Consider the following 20012-nt stretch of genomic DNA (forward strand, 5'->3'; position numbering starts at 1 on the left):
ACGCTACGGCGGCGTGCTCACATATTCGTATACGCGCTGCACCAACCGCGCGACGCGACCTGTTTAGTGCCGAACAGCGTGCAGCCGCCGTATGCGTCCGATGCCTTGCCCTGGAACAGCGAGCAGTTCGCGCACGATTGCCCGGCCGCGAAGTTCGGAAATCTGGCCTTGTCGACCTTCGACGCATCTTCGGTATAGCCGACCGCCTGCGCCTGCGGATCGCTCTCGCTGAGCGCATTGGGAACGGTCGCGGCGAACGCGACCCGAGACAGCGCGAGCGAAGAGCCGACGCCCGCGCTGACCAACAGGAAATGGCGCCGCGATGTTTTCATTGTCGTTTGCCTCTGGGTGGGGACTGAGGGATGCGTTCAATCGAGAAAGCGCGCGAAGCGCTCGACCGGTTCGCGCTCGGGGCGCAGCGTATTGACCGGCGCGTTGGGGTCGCCGAAACCGAGCGACATGCCGCACACAAATTGCTCGTTTTCGGGCAAGCCGAGATGTCCGGCAATCAGTCGATGAAACTGCATGAACGCGGCCTGCGGACAGGTGTCGAGACCGCGCCCGCGCGCGGCCGTCATGATCGCCTGCAGGAACATGCCGTAGTCGAGCCAGCTGCCGCGCTCGAGGCTGCGATCGATCGTGAACAGCAGGCCGACGGGTGCGTCGAAGAAACGGAAGTTGCGCGAGTGCTGTTCGTGCATGCGCGCCTTGTCGCCCTTCTCGATGCCGAGCAGGCTATACATGTCCCAGCCGATCTTGCGACGCCGGTCGATGAACGGCGACTGCCACTGGCGCGGATAGTACGCGTACTCCTCCTGGTACAGCTCGTCGCGCTGCGGATCGTCGTAGGCGGCGAGCAGATCGCGCGACAGACGCGCGAGCGATTCGCCCGTCAGCACGTACACCTTCCACGGCTGCGTGTTGGTGCCCGACGGTGCGTGGCTGGCGGCTTCGAGAATCGCTTCGATGTCGGCGCGCTGCACCGGTGTCGGCAGAAAGGCGCGCACCGAGCGCCGCGTGGTCAGCGCGGTGTCGACGGGGTTCGCGGAAGAGGTCATCGGCGGATGGCGGCAGAGCCTGCGGAGTAGGTCTGCGACGATTCTAGCGCGGACCGATCAAAGCCTGCCCGCCAGCGCGCAGGCGTCGCCCGAAGCGTTGCGCTGCGCCCTTACGTCGTCCCCAACACCACCGCCGCCGCAATCGATCCGACCACGAGCGCGAGCCCCACCGTCTTGCGCTTGTTCAACTCGGTCCACAACAGCACGCCCGTCAACGACAGCAGGATCAGGCTGCCCGCGAGCGTATCGATCAGCAGCACCCAACCGACGCTCAAGCCGACACCCTTGTGCATGTTCGTCAGCATCGCGAGAAAGGTGGTCGCGCTGCGCTTGACCGTCACGGTGTGGTTGCCGACCCAGTATTCGGCCGACGTGTTTTCCTTCGGCGACCCGAAACTCAGTTGCCAGTGCTCGGGCTGCACGACGCTGCGATCGCCCCACGCCACCGGATGCTCGGCTTCCTTCTGCACGCGCCCCGGATTGCCGGCGATTTTCAGCTCCTGCTTGAGCCACTTCGCGAGCTCGCGCGGCGTTTGCGGCGCCGGTTGCGGCAGCGGCACCTGCATCACCGACACCTGCGGCTCGCCGGTCGAGACGCGCAGCGGGCCGCCGCGATGATTCAGAAAGAAGCCCGTCGTGCCGAACAGCAGACCGAGCGCCGCGCCCCACAGTCCAACCCAGCCATGCACCTGGCGCAGCCACTTGATGAAGGTCGCGCGACGCGAGCGCTGCTGGCGCGATTTCAGTTCATGGTCATCGAGCCGACGCGGCTCCTGCGCGTCATGTTCGCCGGCCGCGGGCGGTTGAATGTCGAGGGTGTCCGATACGCTCACGTTTCACTCCAGGTGCGCAGCAGATTGTGATAACAACCGACGAGGCTGCGTCGCGCAGCTTCGTCGGCATGGGTGGTATTGAGCCGTTGAATCGCGGTGTCCATATCGAACAGCAGCGCGCGATGCGTGTCGCTGCGCACGAGGCTCTGCACCCAGAAGAAGCTCGCCACCCGCGCACCGCGCGTGACCGGCGTCACCTGGTGCAGACTCGTCGCCGGATAGACGATCATGTCGCCGGCCGGCAGTTTCACCTGCTGCACGCCGTAGGTGTCCTCGATCACGAGTTCGCCGCCGTCGTATTCGTCGGGCGCGCTGAGAAACAGCGTCACCGACACGTCGGTGCGCAGCTTCACGCCGTTCGGCAGCACGCGCACCGCGCCATCGACGTGGCTGCCGAACTGCATGCCGCCCTCGTAGCGGTTGAAGAGCGGCGGATAGACCTGGTTGGGCAGCACCGCGCTGATGAACAGCGGATTGCGTTCGATCGCCGCGAGAATCACATCGCCGAGTTCGCGCGCGAGCGTCGAGTGCTCGGCAATCTGCTGATTGCGCTTGACCGGCGCGCCCTGATAGCCCGCGGTCGCGCGGCCATCGACCCATGCGTCGCCGGCTCGATCGAGCCGCTCGCGTATGAAGCGCAACTGCCCGGCGTCCAGTACCTTCGGAATGTGCAGCAACATAGTGTGTCCTTCGCGTCGGCTTGCCGTTTGCAGAAGCGGCAAGCCGTACGCATGCGCTCAGTGCGTATCAAAAGCGCGTATCAAAAGCGGTAGTTGAACGTCGCGAGCAGCGTGCGGCCGATGCCCGGCACCGAACGTCCGCCGTCCGACGGAATCAACGCGTCGTAGTAGTACTTGTTGGTGAGGTTCAGCAGGTTCAGGCGCACGTCGTACTTCTTCGCGTGATAGGCCGCGGTCGCGTCCCAACGCGTGTAGCCCGGCACCTTCACGTAGTTCGTATTCGACGCATAACGTGGCGACATGTAGATCGGACCGCCGCCGATTTCCCAATGCGGCGTGATCGCGTACGTGGTCCAGAACGTCAGCGTGTTGCGCGGCGTGTTGGCCGGCGTGTGGCCCTGCGTGCCGTCGGCCGCTTTCAGGATCGTCGCGTCCATGTACGTGTAGCCGCCGAAAATCTGCCACTTGTCGGTGATGTGCCCCGTCACGCCCGCCTGGAAGCCGTCGACGCGAATGTTGCCGGCCAGTTGGTACTCGGTCGGTGACACCTGCGTGCGCGCGTTGTCCTTTTCCTCGCGGAAGATCGCCGAGGTCACCGACATGTTGCCGCCGAACAGATCCCACTTGCCGCCGATTTCATACGACTTCGTCGATTCCGGCGCGAGGTTCTGAGTGAGGTTCGTGACCGTCAGGTTTTCGAGCGACGGGTTGAACGACGTGCCGTACGACACGTAGTACGACTGCCAGTCGGTCGGCTGATAGATGACGCCGGCGCGCACGCTCGTGAAGTAGTTGGTCTGGCTCGCGTAAGCCGGCGCGCTAATCGTATTGCGGATTCCCGCCGAGAAACGATCCCAGCGCACACCGCCGATCAGCTTCCAGTGCGGCGTCAGCGTAATCGTGTCGTTCAGGTAAGCGGCAATTTCGTTCGCGCTCGAATCGGCGTAGTTGCCGACCGTCGTCGTCACGTTCGACGGCGTGCCCATGATCGGCGGATTGAGCATCGGCACGATCGGCAGGTTGTTGCGCGTGTACGCCTGGTTCGTATAGCTGTCGTGGCCCACTTCGACACCGACGATCAGGTCGTGCCTGATCGGTCCGGTGTCGAATTTGTATTCGAGCATCGTGTCGTTGTAGATCGCATGATTCTGGATCACGCGGTCATGACTCTGCAGCTTGATGAACAGCTGCGATGGCGACAGCGTCGTGAAGTTGCCGTTGGTCAACGCTGTGCTGGACGACAGCGGTCCGGTCAAAACCGCTTGCGGCGCGGTTTCGCGCGCGTCGGTGGTCGAGTGCGAGATCTGCGTCTGGTTCGTCAGCGTCAGGTCCTCGGAGAACTTGTGCTTGATCGCCGCGGTAAAGATCTGCACGTCCTGGATCGTGCGGTCGCTGGTCAAACCGTAGAACGTGTTCTTCGGTACCGGCGACGGGCGGCCGTTCAGCGCCTGGATGCCGTAGTCGGGCATGTCGTGGTTGTGCTGGATCAGCGCCGACAGCGTGATCTCGGTCGGCGTGCCGATGCCGAAGCGCAGTTCCGGCGCGACGCCGAAGTCCTTGTTCTTCATCACGTCGCGCGTCGAGCCGAGGCTCTGGCCGAATGCATTGAGGCGGATCGCCGAGGTGTCGGTGAGCTTGTGGTTCACGTCGACGGTGGAGCGGTAGCGGTCGTCGGTGCCGATCATGCCGGAGACTTCCGCCGAGTCCGTCAGGTTCGCCTTCTTGCTGACCTGGTTGATCACGCCGCCGGTCGAGCCGCGGCCGAACAGCATCGACGACGGACCGTACAGCACCTCGAGCGATTCAAGATTGAACGTGTCGCGGTAGTACTGGTTGCGGTCCCGAAAGCCGTCCAGATAGATGTCGTTCTGCGCGGTGAAACCGCGCAGGTTGATGTTGTTGCCGATCTGGCCGCCTTCGGCCGCGCCGATCGTCACGCCGGGCGCGTTGCGCAGCGCGTCCGCAAACGACGTCGCGCCCTGCGAGGCGAGCAGGTCGCGATTGATCACGGTGACGGTCTGCGGAATGTCACGCAGCGCGGTCGGCGTCTTGGCGCCGACGGTCGCCCGGTCGGCCTGGAAGTCCTGCTGAACGGCCTGAGCCTGCACGCCGATGGTCGGCAGCGTCTGCGCGGCGGCGGGTGTGTCGTTCCGTGCGCTGGTTTGTGCGTTCTGCGGCGCGCTTTGCGCGAGCGCCGGGGTCGACAAAGGAATGGCAAAAGCGAGCGCTAGCGCTGTCGCGAGCGGCGTGTGATTGAGCATGGAAATCCCGTCAGAAATGCGTTTGTCAGATCCGCATCACTGACGTCGAATTCATGACAAAGCCGCAAATGGCTGGCTGCCGCTCTCCGTAGTGTGAGAAGGAGATGACGGGATGGCTGGCTAGGTTTAAATGAGAATCGATATCATTTCACATCTACTGGATGTCAGCAATCCCGGCGTGCGTCAGGCACATCGAATCGCGACTCGGTTTATCCTTTTTACAACAATGTAGTTTCATCGCTTCGGCAGCGCTTTCCTTCCCTCTGGAGTCGACTTTATGCAATATCGCCAATTCGGCCGCACCGGCCTGACCGTTTCTCGCCTGTGTCTCGGCACCATGACCTTCGGGCTGCAAACCGAAGAAGCCGCATCGCACCGCATCCTCGACACGGCCGCGGACGCCGGTGTCAATTTCATCGATACCGCGAACGTCTATCCGCTCGGCGGCGACGAAAATCTGGCCGGGCGCACCGAGGAAATCGTCGGACGCTGGCTGAAGGGCAAACGCGAGCGCTTCATCGTCGCGACCAAGGCGGTCGGCAAGATGGGGCCCGCCGCGTGGGACCAGGGCGCGTCGCGCAAGCACCTGCTCGATGCGATCGACGCGTCCTTGCAGCGCCTCGGCACCGACTACGTCGACCTGTACCAGCTCCATTCCGACGACGCGAAGACCCCGCTCGACGAAACGCTCGAAGCGCTCGATGCGATCGTGCGCTCGGGCAAGGCGCGCTATATCGGCGTGTCGAACTTTCTCGCCTACCGGCTCGCGCGCGCACTGGGGCGCGCGGACGTACTCCGCGTCGCGCGCTTCGTGTCGGTCCAGCCGCGCTACAACCTGCTGTTTCGCCAGATCGAGCGCGAGCTGCTGCCGCTGGCCGCCGAGGAGCAACTGGCCGTGATGCCATATAACCCGCTCGCGGGCGGACTGCTGAGCGGCAAGCACCGGCTCGACGCGACGCCCGCCGAAGGGCGCTTCACCGAAAGCGTCGGCAAGGCTGGCGCGATGTATCAGGAGCGCTACTGGCATAAGCGCGAGTTCGACACGATCGAAAGGCTGAAGGCGATCGTCGCGCCGACCGGCGAAGCGCTGACGAAGGTGTCGCTTGCGTGGGTGCTCGCGAATCCGCTGATTACGTCGGCGATCATTGGTGCGAGCCGCGCGGAGCAGTTGAGCGATACGCTCGCGGCGGCCGGGCTCACGCTCGACGCCGCGATCAAGACCCAGCTCGATGAAGCGAGCGTGCAGTATCGCTGGGGGGACGCGGCGCGCTAGGCGCCCGCCGGCAGATCAGGCGCGGCCCAGCGTTCGGCCGCGCGTCTTCATCGTCCGTAGCGCAGCACGGTGCTCGTCGCGGCGAGCACGTGATCCTTGATCGCGGCGTGGAACGCGTCGCGCGTCAAGCCGGCCGGCAATGCGTCGGGCGGCAGATCGAGCGCATAGACCTGCGCCAAGTAGTGATGCGGTACCTCGCCGACGGGCGGACACGGGCCGTAATAGCCGGGGCCGCCGGTGCGATTCGTGCCGGCGACGCTGCCCGCCGGCGCGGCTTCGCCTTCGGCGAGTCCGGTCGTGGTAGGCGCGATGCCATAGACGATCCAGTGCACGATGCCGAGGCCTTTCGCGCCGTCGGGATCGAAGATCGTCACCGCGAAACTTTTCGTGCCGGCCGGCGCGTTATGCCATTGCAGCGCCGGCGACACGTTGCCGCCGCCGCAATTGTTCGCGCTCGCCGCGTGGCTTGCGTTGAGCGTGCCGCCATCGGCCAGTCCCGGCGACGACACCGCGAAGGCCTGTGCCGCATACGCATGCGCGCACGCGTAAGCGAGCAGCGCGCACGCGCCGACGGAGAGGAGGCGCCGCGCGAGGTTCAGGTGGATGCGAGTCATTGGGAGTCTCCAGGGTTGGACGTGCCGTTGAGAGCTTTGCAGTTCAGAGAGCAACTATAACGAGAATGTTGTTTTGAGATGGAAGAAGCGGCATATTGCGCATGGGGCTACGCGAATCAAACAGATAGCGATCCTACGTGATCGATTGATTAATTCGTTCTCGCCCCTTTGTCGTTCAAAGAAAGAAATGGAGTTGCCTGAATGTCTACAAAACACGCCCACTCGCATCGCCCGACGAAGACTGCGCCGCCGCAATGGAAAGAGAAGCCGGCAAGCATTGTGCCGCTCACGGTTCAGAATGCGCTGAAAGACGCCATGCGCACCGAGCGCATTCCAGACACGGATTTCAGCGATCTGCTATGGATCATGGCTCAGGAATCCGCCGGTGTCGTCGATGCGCGCAACGGGACTTCAACAGCACGTGGCCTGTTTCAACTGCTGCGCGCGCAATACAGCTTGAACCCGCGCGGAGAGGCATCATTCGGTAATGCGAAGGAGGAGTGCCAAGGCGGCATCCGTTACATTTATGGCCGCTACCATTCCGCAAATATGGCCAGGGGATTCTGGCAACAACACCACTGGTATTAAAACGATGCGTCTTTCGTCCTGGCTTATTGCCACATTGATGTTCGGCGCAGTATCCGGTTTGGCCCTTGCGGAATCGGTTCTCAGGTTTGAGGATTGTCCCGCCACTGTCGAGTCCAGGCACGCTGCGATGCCACGCATGATATTCACGGACGCGACGGCACGTCATTACCGCAGCATTCTTCGTGAAGCCGCAAAGGAGCCGATTAACTTCGCGGGCCACTACGTTCTCGCTACGTGGGGATGCGGTGCTGGCTGCGTGATGGCGGCGGCAATCGATACGAACTCGGGCCGCGTCACTTCGCTGCCGTTCACGGTTTCCGATTGGCCGCTGGACATCACGGATCCGCTTGCCTATCGCGCAGACAGTTGCCTGCTGATCGCTCACGGTAGCCGCAATGAAAACGCCGAGCACGGAACCTACTACTACGCGTTCGACGGCAAAACATTTACCTTGCGCGCGAGTACGACAAACGTCGGGCGTTAGACAAACCGCGGAAGCAGTGAACGAGACCGTCACCCCGTGATGGACAACTGGATTGCGCGAAAACTACTGTTACGACCACTGCTATTTCAACGAACCTGAGGCGAAGTATCGCACTGACCGCGCGAACTTCTGGAGTTTACCGTGAAGAAGGTCGGGGTTGGCATCCTAACTGGTTTTGCCCTCATCTTCGGCATGTCTGCTTGCTATGCAAAAGGCGATCAACGTGCGACTCCTCAAGCTGGAGCACGTACTTATGCACAGAATTACAAAGACATGGTTCTGGCTACTTGCATAGCGACCGCCTACAGGAACGACAAAGATGCTGCTATGGATGCGGGAAGCAGCGTCAGTGCATTGCGAGACTGGACTTACTACGACTTGGAGAAGGCTCCAGACGCGATCAAAACCTTGGTGGACAATTATTTGGCGCGAAATTATCAAAACCCGCTGGTTGAATCGGAAACTGAAGGTGTCCGTTTCGATTTCCTGAAGTGTCTGGACCTGTATCACAGTAAGGAATTGGACGCACAGGTCAAGCGTTTGGTCATTAACCCCAGGCGCACTTACCGGCAAGATAATCCGTTGCCAGCAAAGCCCGAAGTAGTTATGAGCACGTCCAGCGTCGAAGCGCTGACCAGTGCTCGGGCACGGATCGCCTTGGCAATCGTTGAGGGGTTGATATGAACCCTTGGACGTGGCGCCGCGGCACTGGATACGTGATGGCAGCGGCAATCCACCCCCCTCACTTCGGCTTGAACCGCCCCGTCTTCTGCGTCGCCTCCGGATACTGTCGCGTCTCGCACACCGACAGCGGATGCCACAATTTCGCGCCGCCCTCGATCCCCGCGTCGTTCGATACGGTCGCCACGTTCGCCGGCAGCGAAAACTTGATGCGCGCCGCGTTGCCGCCGCCGATCCACAGCTTGTCGTAATTGACCAGTGACTCGAGAATGCCGATCACCTTCTCGACACGCCGGCTCCAACGCTTGTTGCCGATCTGCTCGCGCGCGGCCTCGCCGATGTATTCGTCGTACGCCACGCCCTTCTTGCTGACCGGATGATGCGCGAGCTCCAGATGCGGCATCAGTTCGCCATCGCGAAACATCGCGGTGCCGGCGCCGGTGCCGAGCGTCAGCACGAACTCGAGGCCGTGGCCTTCGATCGCCGCGAAGCCTTGCATTTCGGCGTCGTTGATCATCCGCACCGGCAGTCCGCCCAGGCGCTGCGCGAGCGAATCCGCGAGCGCAATGTCGTGCCATCCTTCGATGCCGAAGTGCGGCGCGGTCAGAATGCGGTTGTTGCGCACGACACCCGGAAACCCGATCGAGATACGGACGGGCCGCACCTGCTCGATGAGCGGAGCCACGAGTTGCGCGAGCGCGTCCACCAGTTGATCCGGCGTGCACGGATGCGGCGTCGCAACGCGCACGCGCTCGGTTTTCATCTGCCCGTCGGCGTCGATGATCGCGGCCTTCAGGCCGGTGCCGCCGACGTCGATCGCGAGGATGTGCTCGCTGCCGCTTGTCGGCGCATTCCGTTTCACTGCGTTCTTGTTGCGTGTTGCCACGATGTCTCCCGATTGTGTTGAGGCGGTTGTGACGCGGGCCTGCGGGTTGGTTCAAAGTTGCCGCTACGACTTGCCGCCGGGCGCTTTCTGCTGCAACGGGCGCCACGCGTGGCCATCGCGCGCGAGCAGCGCGTCGGCTTCGGCCGGCCCGTCGCTGCCGGCCGCATAGCCGCGCACGGCAACCGCGCCGCCACTCCTCGGATGCAGCACGTCGTCGACCGCGCACCAGCTCGTCTCGATGCTGTCGGCGCGCTGAAACAACGTCGCGTCGCCAAACATGCAGTCGTACAGCAGCGTCTCGTAGCCGACGTTCGCGCTTTCCGCAAAGAAGTCGCCATAGTTGAACGACGACTGTACCGGACCGACCTGCATCACCGGCCCCGGCACCTTCACGTTGAAATCGAAGCTCGAGCCGTGCTCGGGATCGATGCGAATGGTCAGCACGTTCGGCGTCAATGCGTTGACCGGCGTATCGCGGAACAGGCGGAACGGCACCGGCTTCAGCTGCACCGAAACCTCGGTGCGGCGCACCGCGAGCCGCTTGCCGGTACGCAGATAGAACGGCACGCCGGCCCAGCGCCAGTTCTCGACGAACACGCGCGCCGCCGCGTAGGTTTCCGTCGTGCTGCCGGGCGCGACGTCGGGCTCCTCGCGATAGCCCACGCCGGCTGGCCCTTTTTCGTACTGGCCGAAGACGACGTCGGCGGACGTCAGCGGCTGGATTGCGTCGAACAGCTCGGCCTTCTTGTTTCGCACGGCTTCGGCCTCGAACGAATTCGGCGGCTCCATCGCGACGATGCCGAGCAACTGGAACAGGTGGTTCGGCACCATGTCGCGAAACGCGCCGGTCTGCTCGTAGAACCTGCCGCGCCCCTCGACGCCGATCGTTTCCGCCGCCGTGATCTGCACGCAATCGATGTACTCGCGCCGCCAGATCGGCTCGAACATCGCATTCGCGAAGCGCACCGCGAGGATGCTCTGCACGGTGTCCTTGCCGAGAAAATGATCGATGCGGTACACCTGCGACTCCCGCGCATACGACAGGATGTGCGCGTTCAGATCGCGCGCCGATGCGAGATCGGTGCCGAACGGCTTCTCGATCACGAGACGCCGAAAGCCGCCGTTTGCGCCGTCGCCTTCCTTCAGCAGGCCGGCTTTGCCGAGCCGGTCGGTGATCGGTTTGAAAAAACGCGCGCCGACCGCGAGGTAGAAGATCGCGTTACCGCCTTTCGACTGATCGAGCTTCTGCTTCAGCTTCGCGAACGTATCGTCGGATTCGAACTCGCCCGCCATGTATTCGAGGCGCTGCGCGACCCAGTTCCATGCGCTGTCGTCGAGCTTGCCGGCGTGAAAGGTGCTGGCCTTGTCGGCGGCGAACTTCTGCAGCGAGGTATGCAGTTCGTCGCACCATTCGCGCGTTTCGCGCTCGCCGTGATTGACGCCGATGATCTTCATGCTGTCGTCGAGCAGGCCATCGACCGCGAGGTTGTAGAGCGCCGGCATCAACAGACGTTTGGTCAGATCGCCGCCCGCGCCGAAGATCACGAGCGTGCACGGCGGCGCGGGCTTCTTGCCGGCCGGCGACGACAGGGCGTCGTATCGGTTCGCGCTGAGCTTGCAGCTCAGGGCGGGCGTTGCGTTGGGTTGATCGGGAGAAGCGGAAGGGTTCGGTGTGCTCGACATGGGATTCACTTGGACCTCGGTAAGCCGATAGAACGAACGCGGCGATATATGAAAGACCACGGGCGCTGCCGCACAGTTCAATTGCGTTCGCGCGTGAGCGTGCGGCGTGCTTATTTCGTCGTCGTGGCCGCGAGCGACGGTACCGGTTCTTTCGCCACCGCCGGCGTTACCGCGGATGCAGAAGCCGCCGGCACCGGAATCGGCGCGGGCGCGGCCACCGGCGCCGGTTCCCCCGCCAGCGGCACGTTGCCCGATGCCGCCATCGCGCGCGGCTGCAACAGCAACGCGACGAGCCCGGTCCAGCCGGTCTGATGCGAAGCCCCGACGCCACGACCGTTATCGCCATGAAAATACTCATGGAACAGGATCAGATCCTGCGAACGCGGGTCCGCCTGCAGCAGCGGATACGCACCCATCACCGGCCGCTCGCCGTTTTTGTCCTTCAGGAACAGCGTGGTCGCGCGGCGCGCGAGTTCGTCGGCGATTTCGCTCAACGAGAACTTCTGGCCCGACCCGGTCGGATACTCGACGCGGAAATCATCGCCGTAATAGCGATGAAACTCGTACAGCGATTCGATCAGCAGATAGTTGACCGGCATCCACACCGGCCCGCGCCAGTTCGAATTGCCGCCGAACACACGGGTATCGGATTCGGCCGGCAGATACTTGACGCAGAAGCTGTTGCCGTTGTGCTGGTACACGAACGGATGATCGCGATGGCAACGCGACAACGCCCGCACGCCGTGATCGGAAAGAAATTCACTTTCGTCGAGCGCGCGCCGTAACAACGCCTTCATCCGATGCCCGCGCAGCAGCGACAGCAAAAGCGCGTTGCCCTTGCCGGGCTCGTTCCAGCGCGACACCAGCTTCGCGAGATCGGGCCGATGCTCGAGAAACCACACGAGGCGCTCGCGCAAGCTCGGCAAGCCGCCGTGCAGACGCTCCTCGAGCACGTGCACGGCGAACAGCGGTATCAGTCCGACGATCGAGCGAACGCGCATCGGCATGCTGCTGCCGTCGGGCAGGCGCAGCTTGTCGTAGAAGAATTCGTCCTCGCTGTCCCACAGGCCCGTGTCGCAGCCGTCGTCGCAACTGACCGCTTCCGCGATGTACAGGAAGTGCTCGAAGAACTTCACACCGATATCGACGAACACATGATTCGCGTAGGCGAGTTCGAGCGCGATACGCATCAGGTCGAGCGCGTACGCGGCCATCCACGCGGTGCCGTCGGCCTGGTCGATGTGGCCGCCGGTGGGCAGCGGCGACGAGCGGTCGAAGATGCCGACGTTGTCGAGCCCGAGAAAACCGCCCTGAAAAATATTGTGGCCGTCGGCGTCCTTGCGGTTCACCCACCACGAGAAATTCAGCAGCAGCTTGTGAAACATGAGCTCCAGAAAATCGCGGTCCGCCTTGCCGGTCAGCGCTCGGTCGATCTCGTACACGCGCCACGCGGCCCATGCATGGACCGGCGGGTTCGCGTCGCTCAAGGCCCATTCGTAAGCGGGCAACTGGCCGTTCGGGTGCTGATAGCGGTCCTTCACGAGCAGCAGCAACTGCTTCTTGGCGAACGCCGGATCGATCAGCGCGAACGCGGCCGCGTGAAACGCGAGGTCCCACGACGCGTACCACGGGTACTCCCACTTGTCCGGCATCGACACGATGTCCGCGTTGCACAGATGCCGCCAGTCGGTGTTGCGGCCGTGCCTGCGCGCGGCGGGCGGGCTCGGTTGCAGCGGATCGCCGTCGAGCCAGCGCTGCACGTCGTACTGGTAGTACTGCTTCGACCACAGCATGCCGGCGAGCGCCTGACGTTGCACGAGACGCGCATCGGGGTCGGTGATCTCGTGTTGCAACGCGCCATAGAATTCGTCGGCTTCGGCGCGGCGGCGCGCGATCAACGCGTCGGCATCGAATGGCGCTTCATCGGTCGCCGATTGCGGGTGCCAGCGCAGATACACGACCGCGCGTCCGTGCGGCCCGAACTCGAGCGCCGCATGCGCGGCGGCCCGGGTGCCCGCGTCGTGACGGATCGCGTTCGCGTCGCCGTGCACGAGGTAGTCGTTGAAGCCGTCCTTGAACGGGCCCGCGCCGTCCATGCCGAACAGCCGCTTCACGTTGGTGTCGTTCTCGCAGAACAGCCATGCGAGTTGCGGCGCGTCCTTCGACCACGCGGTCACGACGATCGGTTCGTGCACATGGTGATGGCCAAGCAGACGCACTGCGCCGTCATGACCGGTACCGGCGACGAGCTTCGGCTTGTCCTTGTTCTCTTTCCACGACCACGAGTTGCGCGCCCAGATCTGCGGCAGCACATCGAGCGACGCCGCTTCGTCCGCGCGATTTTCGATCGTCACGCGCATCACGATGTCGTCGGGCGTGTGCTTCGCGTATTCGATCTGGACGTCGAAATAGCGCTGATCGTCGAACACGCCGGTATCGAGTACTTCGTACTCTGGCATATCGCCGCCGCGGCGCGCGTTTTCGTCGATCAGGTCCTGGTAGGGATAGGCGGCATGCGGGTACTTGTACAGCATGCGCATGTAGGAATGCGTGGGCGTGCCGTCGAGATAGAAGTACAGCTCCTTGACGTCCTCGCCGTGATTGCCCTGCGAGTTGGTCAGGCCGAACAGGCGCTCCTTGATGATCGGGTCCTTGCGGTTCCACAGCGCGAGCGACACGCACCAGCTGAGCCGGTCGTCGCCGAAACCGGCGATGCCGTCTTCGCCCCAGCGGTAGGCGCGGCTGCGCGCATGGTCGTGCGGAAACGAGTCCCAGGCGGTGCCGTTCGCGCTGTAGTCCTCGCGCACCGTGCCCCACTGGCGCTCGCTCAGATACGGCCCCCAGCGCTGCCAGTGGCCGCATTCGGGCGAATGCAGCCGGGAACCTTCGATCGTGGCGAGCAGATTGGCAGCGCGCAGCGGTGGCATGAAACGTCCTTGCAACAGGCCTGGCGGTGGGACCCACATCGTAGCGCGGTTTACGCGCCGTTGTGCTCGAACCGGGCAAGCAGACTTTCGACGCGCAGCAATTCGCCTAGCGACCAGGCCTGGAACGGCGTGCCGGCGGGCGCGTGCGGCGCGTCGCCGGCGGCGATCTCGGACAGGTGATCGAGGCCCGCGTGATCGAGATGCGTGTACAGCGGGGCGAGAAAGCGCGCCCTCGCCTGCGCGAGATTATCGGCACTCGCGCCATTCACTCGCAGCCACGCTTCGACGAACGGGCCGATCAGCCACAACCACGCGGTGCCCTGATGATAGGCGCCGTCGCGTTCGCGCGGCGCGCCGCCGTAGCGGCCGCGATAGGCGGGATCGGACGGCGCGAGCGTGCGCAGGCCGAGCGGCGTCAGCAATTGCGCTTCGACCTGACCCACCACCGCGCGCGCCGCCGCGCCTTCGAGCAGCGGAAACGGCAGGCCACCGACCGCGAAGATCTGATTCGGCCGGATCGAGCGGTCGACCGTGCCCGGCACATGATCGACGTCGACGTTATCGAACAGCGCCTGGGTGGCCGGATCGACGAAGCGCCGGCGAAACGCGAGCGTCGCGCGCTCGGCAGCTTGCCGCCACTGCGGGTTCCATGCTGACGCGATTCGCAGCGCGTTGGTCCACAGCGCCTGCACTTCGACCGGCTTGCCGATGCGCGGTGTGACGACCCAGTCACCGACTTTCGCATCCATCCACGTCAGTTGCACGCCGGGGATGCCGGCGCGCAGCAGGCCGTCGTCCGCGCACACGCCGATGTTGAAGCGCGTGCCGTTCGTGTAGCCGGTCAGGATCGTTTCGGCGGCCTGCTGCAGATGCGCGCGCGTTTGCGCGCCCGCATGCGGCGTTGCCAGATAGTCGTGAACCGCGACGATGAACCATAGCGACGCGTCGACCGAGTTGTATTCGGGCGCGTCGCCGTAGTCGGGGAAGCGGTTCGGTAGCATGCCTTCGGACAGCGTGCCCGACCATTCGAGCAGGATCGCTTCGGCATCGTCGAGACGGTTCGACTCGATCAGCAGGCCGCGCATCGCGATGAACGTGTCGCGGCCCCAGTCGGTGAACCACGGAAAGCCCGCGAGGATCGTGCGGCCTTCGTTGCGCGTGACGACGTAGGCGTCGGCCGAACGTTGCAGGCGCGAGCCGAGTGCGGCGCGGCGTTGTTGTTCGGTGTGGGCGAGTTGGGCGGCGTGGGCGGTGGTTTGGGCTTTATCGTTCGCGCATTCGGTGGCGGACGTGCTCGACGCGCTCAGAATCATCACGGCGTCGCCCTCCGCGAGATCGAAGCTGAACACGCCGGGCGTCGCGAGATCTTCGCTGCAATCGAGACCGCGCTCCTGCTCGCGCACGTAGCAGAAGTTGCGATACCAGTCGGGCGCATGCGTATAGGCACCGTTCGTCGCCGCTCGCACGACCGGCAGTCCGCCATACGGTTGCCAGCTCGCGCACGATTGATCGGCGCTGACTTGCACGCCGAAGTTGAAGGCCGGATTCTCGTGATGCAGCGCATGATAGTCACGGCCCGACAGCAGCGGTCTGATCTTCAGCACGGGCGCATCGAGTTCGCCGCCTTCGAGCCGCCAGCGCAATACCGTTTCGCACGTCGCTTTGCTGACGAACACGTCGGCGATCATCGCCGCGTGCGCACCGAGTTGAATGCGCCACGTCGGCCACGGCGCGGTGTCGAAGCCGGCAAGGCGGCCGCGCAGATCCGGATAGATCACGTCAGGCCCATAGCGTTGCATGGTCAACGCGAAGCGCTCGCCGCCCGCCTCGACCCACGCCTCGATACCGTTGACGAGCACCATGCGCCCGCCCGGCGCGCGCGTCGCGGCTAGCAGCAGCGCATGGTAGCGGCGCGTGCGCAACATGCCGAGCGTGCCCGAAGCAAAGCCGCCGAAGCCGTCGGCTTCGAGCCATTCGTCTTCGAGTTGCGAGATGTCGATGGGTGAATCGATGCGAGTCATTGGATCGTGCCCATGCGCGAACGATAAAGCAGCAAACATAGCGCAGATGGCAGCGCCATGAACATTGACCTTCCCGATACTTTCCATTTTCTTTCGATCAACCGACGATTTATCGAAAGTTATGCCAGGCGCAAACGTTTCACAATTATTTCTTGAAAGGAATGGAGACTGCACCCGCTTTCATCGAACCGGATGCAGACATGAGAACAATCAGTTGCATCGCGAGCGCCGCATTGCTGGTGCTTGCCACGATAGCGTTGAACGGTTGCGGCGCGGACGACTCCTCTTCCACGAGCATCGCGACGACCACGAGCCTTGCGCCGAACGACGCGGCGCAACGACCCGCAATGGCGGCAGCGGCAGCGGCAGTGGCGACTCCCAACGCCTCAGCGCCATTCGCGGACAACGCGGCGAACAACACGGCGAGCAACGCGGCAAGTGGCGCAACCGCCACCGACGCGATCACGCAAAACATGCAGGCCAGTCTCGCGGCCGACAGCCAGCAGGTCGCGCCGGTCATGCGCTACGCGCCCGGCGACAGCGCGAACAACTAGTCCGCAACTGATCAGCAAGAGCAACGCGTAACCGACCACGAAACACCCCAAGGCACGCTCACGCGCGCTATTCTTCCCCTACGCAGAAGGTGATATTCGATGACATCAACTAGCCGTCGCCGTTTCCTGCAAACCGTGGCTTCATCCGCGGGCGCCGCCGCCGCGATGACCGCATTGCCCGAGTCGATCCGCAACGCGCTCGCCGTGCCTGCGTTTTCGCGCACGGGCACGATTCGCGATGTCGAGCACATCGTCGTGTTCATGCAGGAGAACCGCTCGTTCGACCACTACTTCGGCCACCTGCGCGGCGTGCGCGGCTACAACGACCGCTTCCCGATTCCGCTGCCGAGCGGCCTGCCGGTGTGGAATCAACCGTCGAAGGAAGATCCGACCAAGCCGGTGCTGCCGTTCCATCTGGACACCGCGACGACGAGCGCGCAGTGCGTCGGCGATCTCGATCACTCGTGGTACAAGACCCAGTACGCGATCGACGGCGGCCGCTACGACCAGTGGCCCGCCAATAAGACCGACATGACGATGGGCTACCACCTGCGTAGCGACATCCCGTTCCACTACGCGCTCGCCGACGCCTTCACGATCTGCGATGCGTACTTCTGCTCGTTGCCGGGACCGACGCACCCGAACCGCGCGTATCTGATGACCGGCATGGTCGACCCGACCGGCACGATGGGCGGTCCGCTGCTCGACAACAACGACTGGGTCGACGGCGATGGTCCGCCGAACTATCAGTTGCTGTCGTGGACCACGTACCCGGAGCGTCTGCAGGCCGCGGGCATTTCGTGGCAGATCTATCAGCAGGGCACGACGGGCGCCGATCCGCTGAATGGCAACTACGGCACCAACATCCTGCAGAACTTCACGAACTTCATCAACGCGCAGCCGGCTTCGCCGCTCTACGAGCGCGCGCAAACCGTGCGCACGATCGACGACCTGAAAGCCGACGTGCTCGCGAACCGGCTGCCGCAGGTGTCGTGGCTGTGCCCGCCGGCCGCCTACTCGGAGCATCCGAGCTACACGCCCGCGTACGGCGCCGAATACACGTCGCAGATTCTCGACGCGCTGACGTCGAACCCCGAGGTGTGGAGCAAGACCGTGCTGTTCATCATGTACGACGAGAACGACGGCTTCTTCGATCACCTCGTGCCACCGCAGCCGCCGACGACCTCCACCCAGGGCAAGTCGACGGTGACGACCGACGGCGAGATCCACAATGTCGTCAATCCGCTGCGCGGCGGCAGCTACACCGCCGACGGCTATCCGTACGGCCTCGGCCCGCGCGTGCCGATGACGATCGTGTCGCCGTGGACCAAGGGCGGCTTCGTGTGCTCGCAGGTGTTCGATCACACGTCGGTGATCCGCTTCATCGAAACGCGCTTCGGCGTGCATGAGCCGAACATCACGGCATGGCGCCGCGCGGTATGCGGCGACCTGACCACCGCGTTCGACTTCCGCACGCCGGATGCGAAGATGCCGTCGCTGCCGGACACCAGCAACTACATGAGCATGGCCGACAACCAGTGCAAGACGCAACCGAAGCCGACCGTGCCGACGACGCCGACTCCGGTCGATGCGCAGGAAGCGGGCATCCGTTTCGCGCGCGCGTTGCCGTACGAACTGCATGTGAACGGCGCGGCGAACGCGGGCAACGACACGTTCGAAATCACGATCGGCAACACCGGCGACCAGGGCGCGCACTTCTACGTGTACGCGACGAATCGCACCGACGGTCCGTGGCGCTACACGGTCGAAGCGGGCAAGTCGCTCAGCGACACGTTCGACCTGAGCACGACGAACGGCGTGTATGCATTCGACGTGTTCGGCCCGAACGGCTTCGTGCGCAAGTTCGCGGGCAACACCCAGGCGAGCACGCAAAGCACGCAGAAAGGCCATGGCAACGGTCATGGCGACAACCAGCCGGCGCGGCCTGAAGTGACCGCGCAATACGACGTCGCGAACGGCAACGTGTTCCTGAAGTTCACCAACAGCGGCGGCGGCATCGCGCATCTGACGGTGATCGACAACGCGTACGGCGCGCGCCCGCGCACCGTGGTCGTGCCGGCCAATGCGCGTATCGAAGAAGGCTGGGTGCTTGCGTCGAGCCATCACTGGTACGACCTGACGGTGACGAGCAGTGACGACGCAAGCTTCTCGCGCCGCTTTGCCGGTCACGTCGAGAACGGCCGGCCGAGTATCAGCGATCCGGCTGCGGTTGCGCCGGTGCTGAGCGCGAGTTGAGGCAACCACCGCCAGCCCTGCTTACTCACAGTAAGATTCGGCATCCTGTCCCGCCTACGTGGCGGACAGGGTGCCGATGTTTTTTAAGGCTCGTATCGAAACGCGGTGCTTAGAGACCGACGTCCGGCAGCGCCGGACGCGTGCCGAGCGCCTTGGCGACGATGTCTTTGACTTCGGCGAGCGCGTCGCCTTGCAGCGCGAGGCGCGGCGGACGCGTGACGGCGCTGCCGCGGCCGAGCAGTTCCTCGCACAGCTTGATGCATTGCACGAGGTCGGGGCGCGCGTCGAGGTGCAACAGCGGCATGAACCAGCGGTACAGCGACAGCGCTTCATCGAAACGCTTCTGCGTGGCGAGGCGGAACAGCGTCTCGCCCTCCTTCGGGAACGCGTTCGACATGCCCGACACCCACCCTTGCGCACCGACCGCGATGCTTTCGACGACGACGTCGTCGAGGCCGGCGAACAGCACGAAGCGGTCGCCCACCGCGTTGCGCAGATCGATGAAGCGTCGCGTATCGCCCGACGAATCCTTGAAGCAGACGATGTTCTCGCAGTCCTGCAGTGCGATCAGCACGTCCGGCGTGACGTCGTTCTTGTAGATCGGCGGGTTGTTGTAGATCATCACCGGCAGATCGGTGCTGGTCGCGACCGAGCGGAAATGCGCGGCGGTTTCGTGCGGCTTCGCGGAATAGACGAGCGCCGGCATGACCATCACGCCATCGACGCCGACACGCGCGGCTTCACGCACCGTCTGCCGCGCGAACTCGGTCGTGAACTCGGCGACACCCGCGACGACCGGCACCTTGCCGCCAGCCGCGTCGCGCGCGGCCTCGATCACCTGCAGTTTTTCCGACGTGCTCAGCGAGGTGTTTTCGCCAACCGTGCCGCAGACCACCAGACCCGACACCCCGTCCTTGACGAGATTGCTGACCACGCGGTGCGTCGCGTCGATGTCGAGCGAAAAATCCGGCTTGAACTGAGTGCTGACGGCGGGAAACACCCCGCTCCATTGGGTAGCCTTGCTCACTTTGTCCGTCTCCTTCAAAAAGCCGGCCGCGCCGACACACGTTGAGTATGACGACGAGTATCGGCCTTTATCCGGAGGCGGGCTTGGGCTTTTTCGTGGCTGAAAGAGATTAAATCCGCACAACAGGCGAGGCGCCGGATCGCCGGCCGGGCGGCGCCGGCTACTTCGCAGCAAGGCGGCTGAGGC

17 protein-coding genes are annotated in these 20012 nt (G+C 63.9%); 6 read left to right on the forward strand and 11 right to left on the reverse strand.

Annotated features, from left to right (window positions below):
• Nucleotides 1-17 precede the first annotated feature (17 nt).
• The 5 genes from OKW38_RS30860 to OKW38_RS30880 all read right to left on the reverse strand — a co-directional run bounded on the left by OKW38_RS30860 (nt 18) and on the right by OKW38_RS30880 (nt 4832).
• Entirely contained in the window at nt 18-332 is a 315-nt protein-coding gene (locus OKW38_RS30860) for a high-potential iron-sulfur protein (RefSeq protein ID WP_090807936.1), read from the reverse strand.
• A gap of 36 nt (nt 333-368) precedes the next feature.
• On the reverse strand, nt 369-1058 hold the full coding sequence (locus OKW38_RS30865) for a nitroreductase (protein ID WP_187611578.1): 690 nt from the start codon (nt 1056-1058) through the stop codon (nt 369-371).
• 110 nt (nt 1059-1168) lie between these two features.
• The gene (locus tag OKW38_RS30870) at nt 1169-1891 is read right to left on the reverse strand and encodes a PepSY-associated TM helix domain-containing protein (RefSeq protein WP_429364677.1); all 723 of its coding nucleotides are present in this window, start codon (nt 1889-1891) and stop codon (nt 1169-1171) included.
• Nucleotides 1888-2571: a Fe2+-dependent dioxygenase gene (locus tag OKW38_RS30875; RefSeq protein WP_429364679.1), complete on the reverse strand. Its 684-nt coding sequence runs from the start codon at nt 2569-2571 to the stop codon at nt 1888-1890. The genes OKW38_RS30870 and OKW38_RS30875 overlap by 4 nt, the downstream gene beginning before the upstream one ends.
• Before the next feature lie 80 nt (nt 2572-2651).
• Nucleotides 2652-4832 carry a TonB-dependent receptor gene (locus tag OKW38_RS30880; protein WP_429364681.1) on the reverse strand — a complete coding sequence of 727 codons (2181 nt, stop codon included), beginning with the start codon at nt 4830-4832 and terminating at the stop codon, nt 2652-2654.
• Nucleotides 4833-5109: 277 nt separating this feature from the next.
• Between OKW38_RS30880 and OKW38_RS30885 the strand changes: the two genes are divergently transcribed.
• Nucleotides 5110-6105: an aldo/keto reductase gene (locus tag OKW38_RS30885; protein ID WP_429364683.1), complete on the forward strand. Its 996-nt coding sequence runs from the start codon at nt 5110-5112 to the stop codon at nt 6103-6105.
• Nucleotides 6106-6152: 47 nt separating this feature from the next.
• Here OKW38_RS30885 and OKW38_RS30890 read toward each other — a convergent pair whose 3' ends face one another.
• Nucleotides 6153-6719, reverse strand: coding sequence for a YbhB/YbcL family Raf kinase inhibitor-like protein (locus tag OKW38_RS30890; RefSeq protein ID WP_429364685.1), 567 nt, complete (start codon nt 6717-6719; stop codon nt 6153-6155).
• 201 nt (nt 6720-6920) lie between these two features.
• Here OKW38_RS30890 and OKW38_RS30895 point away from each other — a divergent pair, with 201 nt between their 5' ends.
• From OKW38_RS30895 to OKW38_RS30905, 3 genes are all read left to right on the forward strand, one after another.
• Nucleotides 6921-7307 (forward strand): hypothetical protein, encoded by a 387-nt coding sequence (locus tag OKW38_RS30895; protein ID WP_184057874.1) that lies wholly within the window; start codon nt 6921-6923, stop codon nt 7305-7307.
• Nucleotides 7308-7311: 4 nt separating this feature from the next.
• Entirely contained in the window at nt 7312-7791 is a 480-nt protein-coding gene (locus tag OKW38_RS30900; RefSeq protein WP_143037232.1) for a hypothetical protein, read from the forward strand.
• 141 nt (nt 7792-7932) lie between these two features.
• Entirely contained in the window at nt 7933-8475 is a 543-nt protein-coding gene (locus tag OKW38_RS30905) for a type VI secretion system amidase immunity protein Tai4 (protein ID WP_429364687.1), read from the forward strand.
• Nucleotides 8476-8533: 58 nt separating this feature from the next.
• Here the strand turns inward: OKW38_RS30905 and OKW38_RS30910 are convergent, their stop codons facing one another.
• From OKW38_RS30910 to OKW38_RS30925, 4 genes are all read right to left on the reverse strand, one after another.
• Complete coding sequence (locus OKW38_RS30910; RefSeq protein WP_429364688.1) at nt 8534-9358, reverse strand: ROK family protein; 825 nt, start codon at nt 9356-9358, stop codon at nt 8534-8536.
• Nucleotides 9359-9421: 63 nt separating this feature from the next.
• On the reverse strand, nt 9422-11041 hold the full coding sequence (gene zwf, locus OKW38_RS30915) for a glucose-6-phosphate dehydrogenase (protein ID WP_429365553.1): 1620 nt from the start codon (nt 11039-11041) through the stop codon (nt 9422-9424).
• Between the two features lie 110 nt (nt 11042-11151).
• On the reverse strand, nt 11152-13968 hold the full coding sequence (locus tag OKW38_RS30920) for an MGH1-like glycoside hydrolase domain-containing protein (protein ID WP_429364689.1): 2817 nt from the start codon (nt 13966-13968) through the stop codon (nt 11152-11154).
• A 50-nt stretch (nt 13969-14018) separates the two neighbouring features.
• Entirely contained in the window at nt 14019-15989 is a 1971-nt protein-coding gene (locus OKW38_RS30925; protein ID WP_429364691.1) for an amylo-alpha-1,6-glucosidase, read from the reverse strand.
• A gap of 200 nt (nt 15990-16189) precedes the next feature.
• Between OKW38_RS30925 and OKW38_RS30930 the strand changes: the two genes are divergently transcribed.
• On the forward strand, nt 16190-16543 hold the full coding sequence (locus OKW38_RS30930; RefSeq protein ID WP_090810319.1) for a hypothetical protein: 354 nt from the start codon (nt 16190-16192) through the stop codon (nt 16541-16543).
• Between the two features lie 99 nt (nt 16544-16642).
• Complete coding sequence (locus OKW38_RS30935) at nt 16643-18799, forward strand: phosphocholine-specific phospholipase C (RefSeq protein WP_429364693.1); 2157 nt, start codon at nt 16643-16645, stop codon at nt 18797-18799.
• Nucleotides 18800-18908: 109 nt separating this feature from the next.
• Here OKW38_RS30935 and OKW38_RS30940 read toward each other — a convergent pair whose 3' ends face one another.
• Complete coding sequence (locus OKW38_RS30940) at nt 18909-19826, reverse strand: dihydrodipicolinate synthase family protein (RefSeq protein WP_429364695.1); 918 nt, start codon at nt 19824-19826, stop codon at nt 18909-18911.
• Between the last annotated feature and the right edge of the window lie 186 nt (nt 19827-20012).

This window comes from Paraburkholderia sp. MM5496-R1, from assembly GCF_050436205.1.
GTDB classification, from domain to species: Bacteria; Pseudomonadota; Gammaproteobacteria; order Burkholderiales; family Burkholderiaceae; genus Paraburkholderia; species Paraburkholderia tuberum.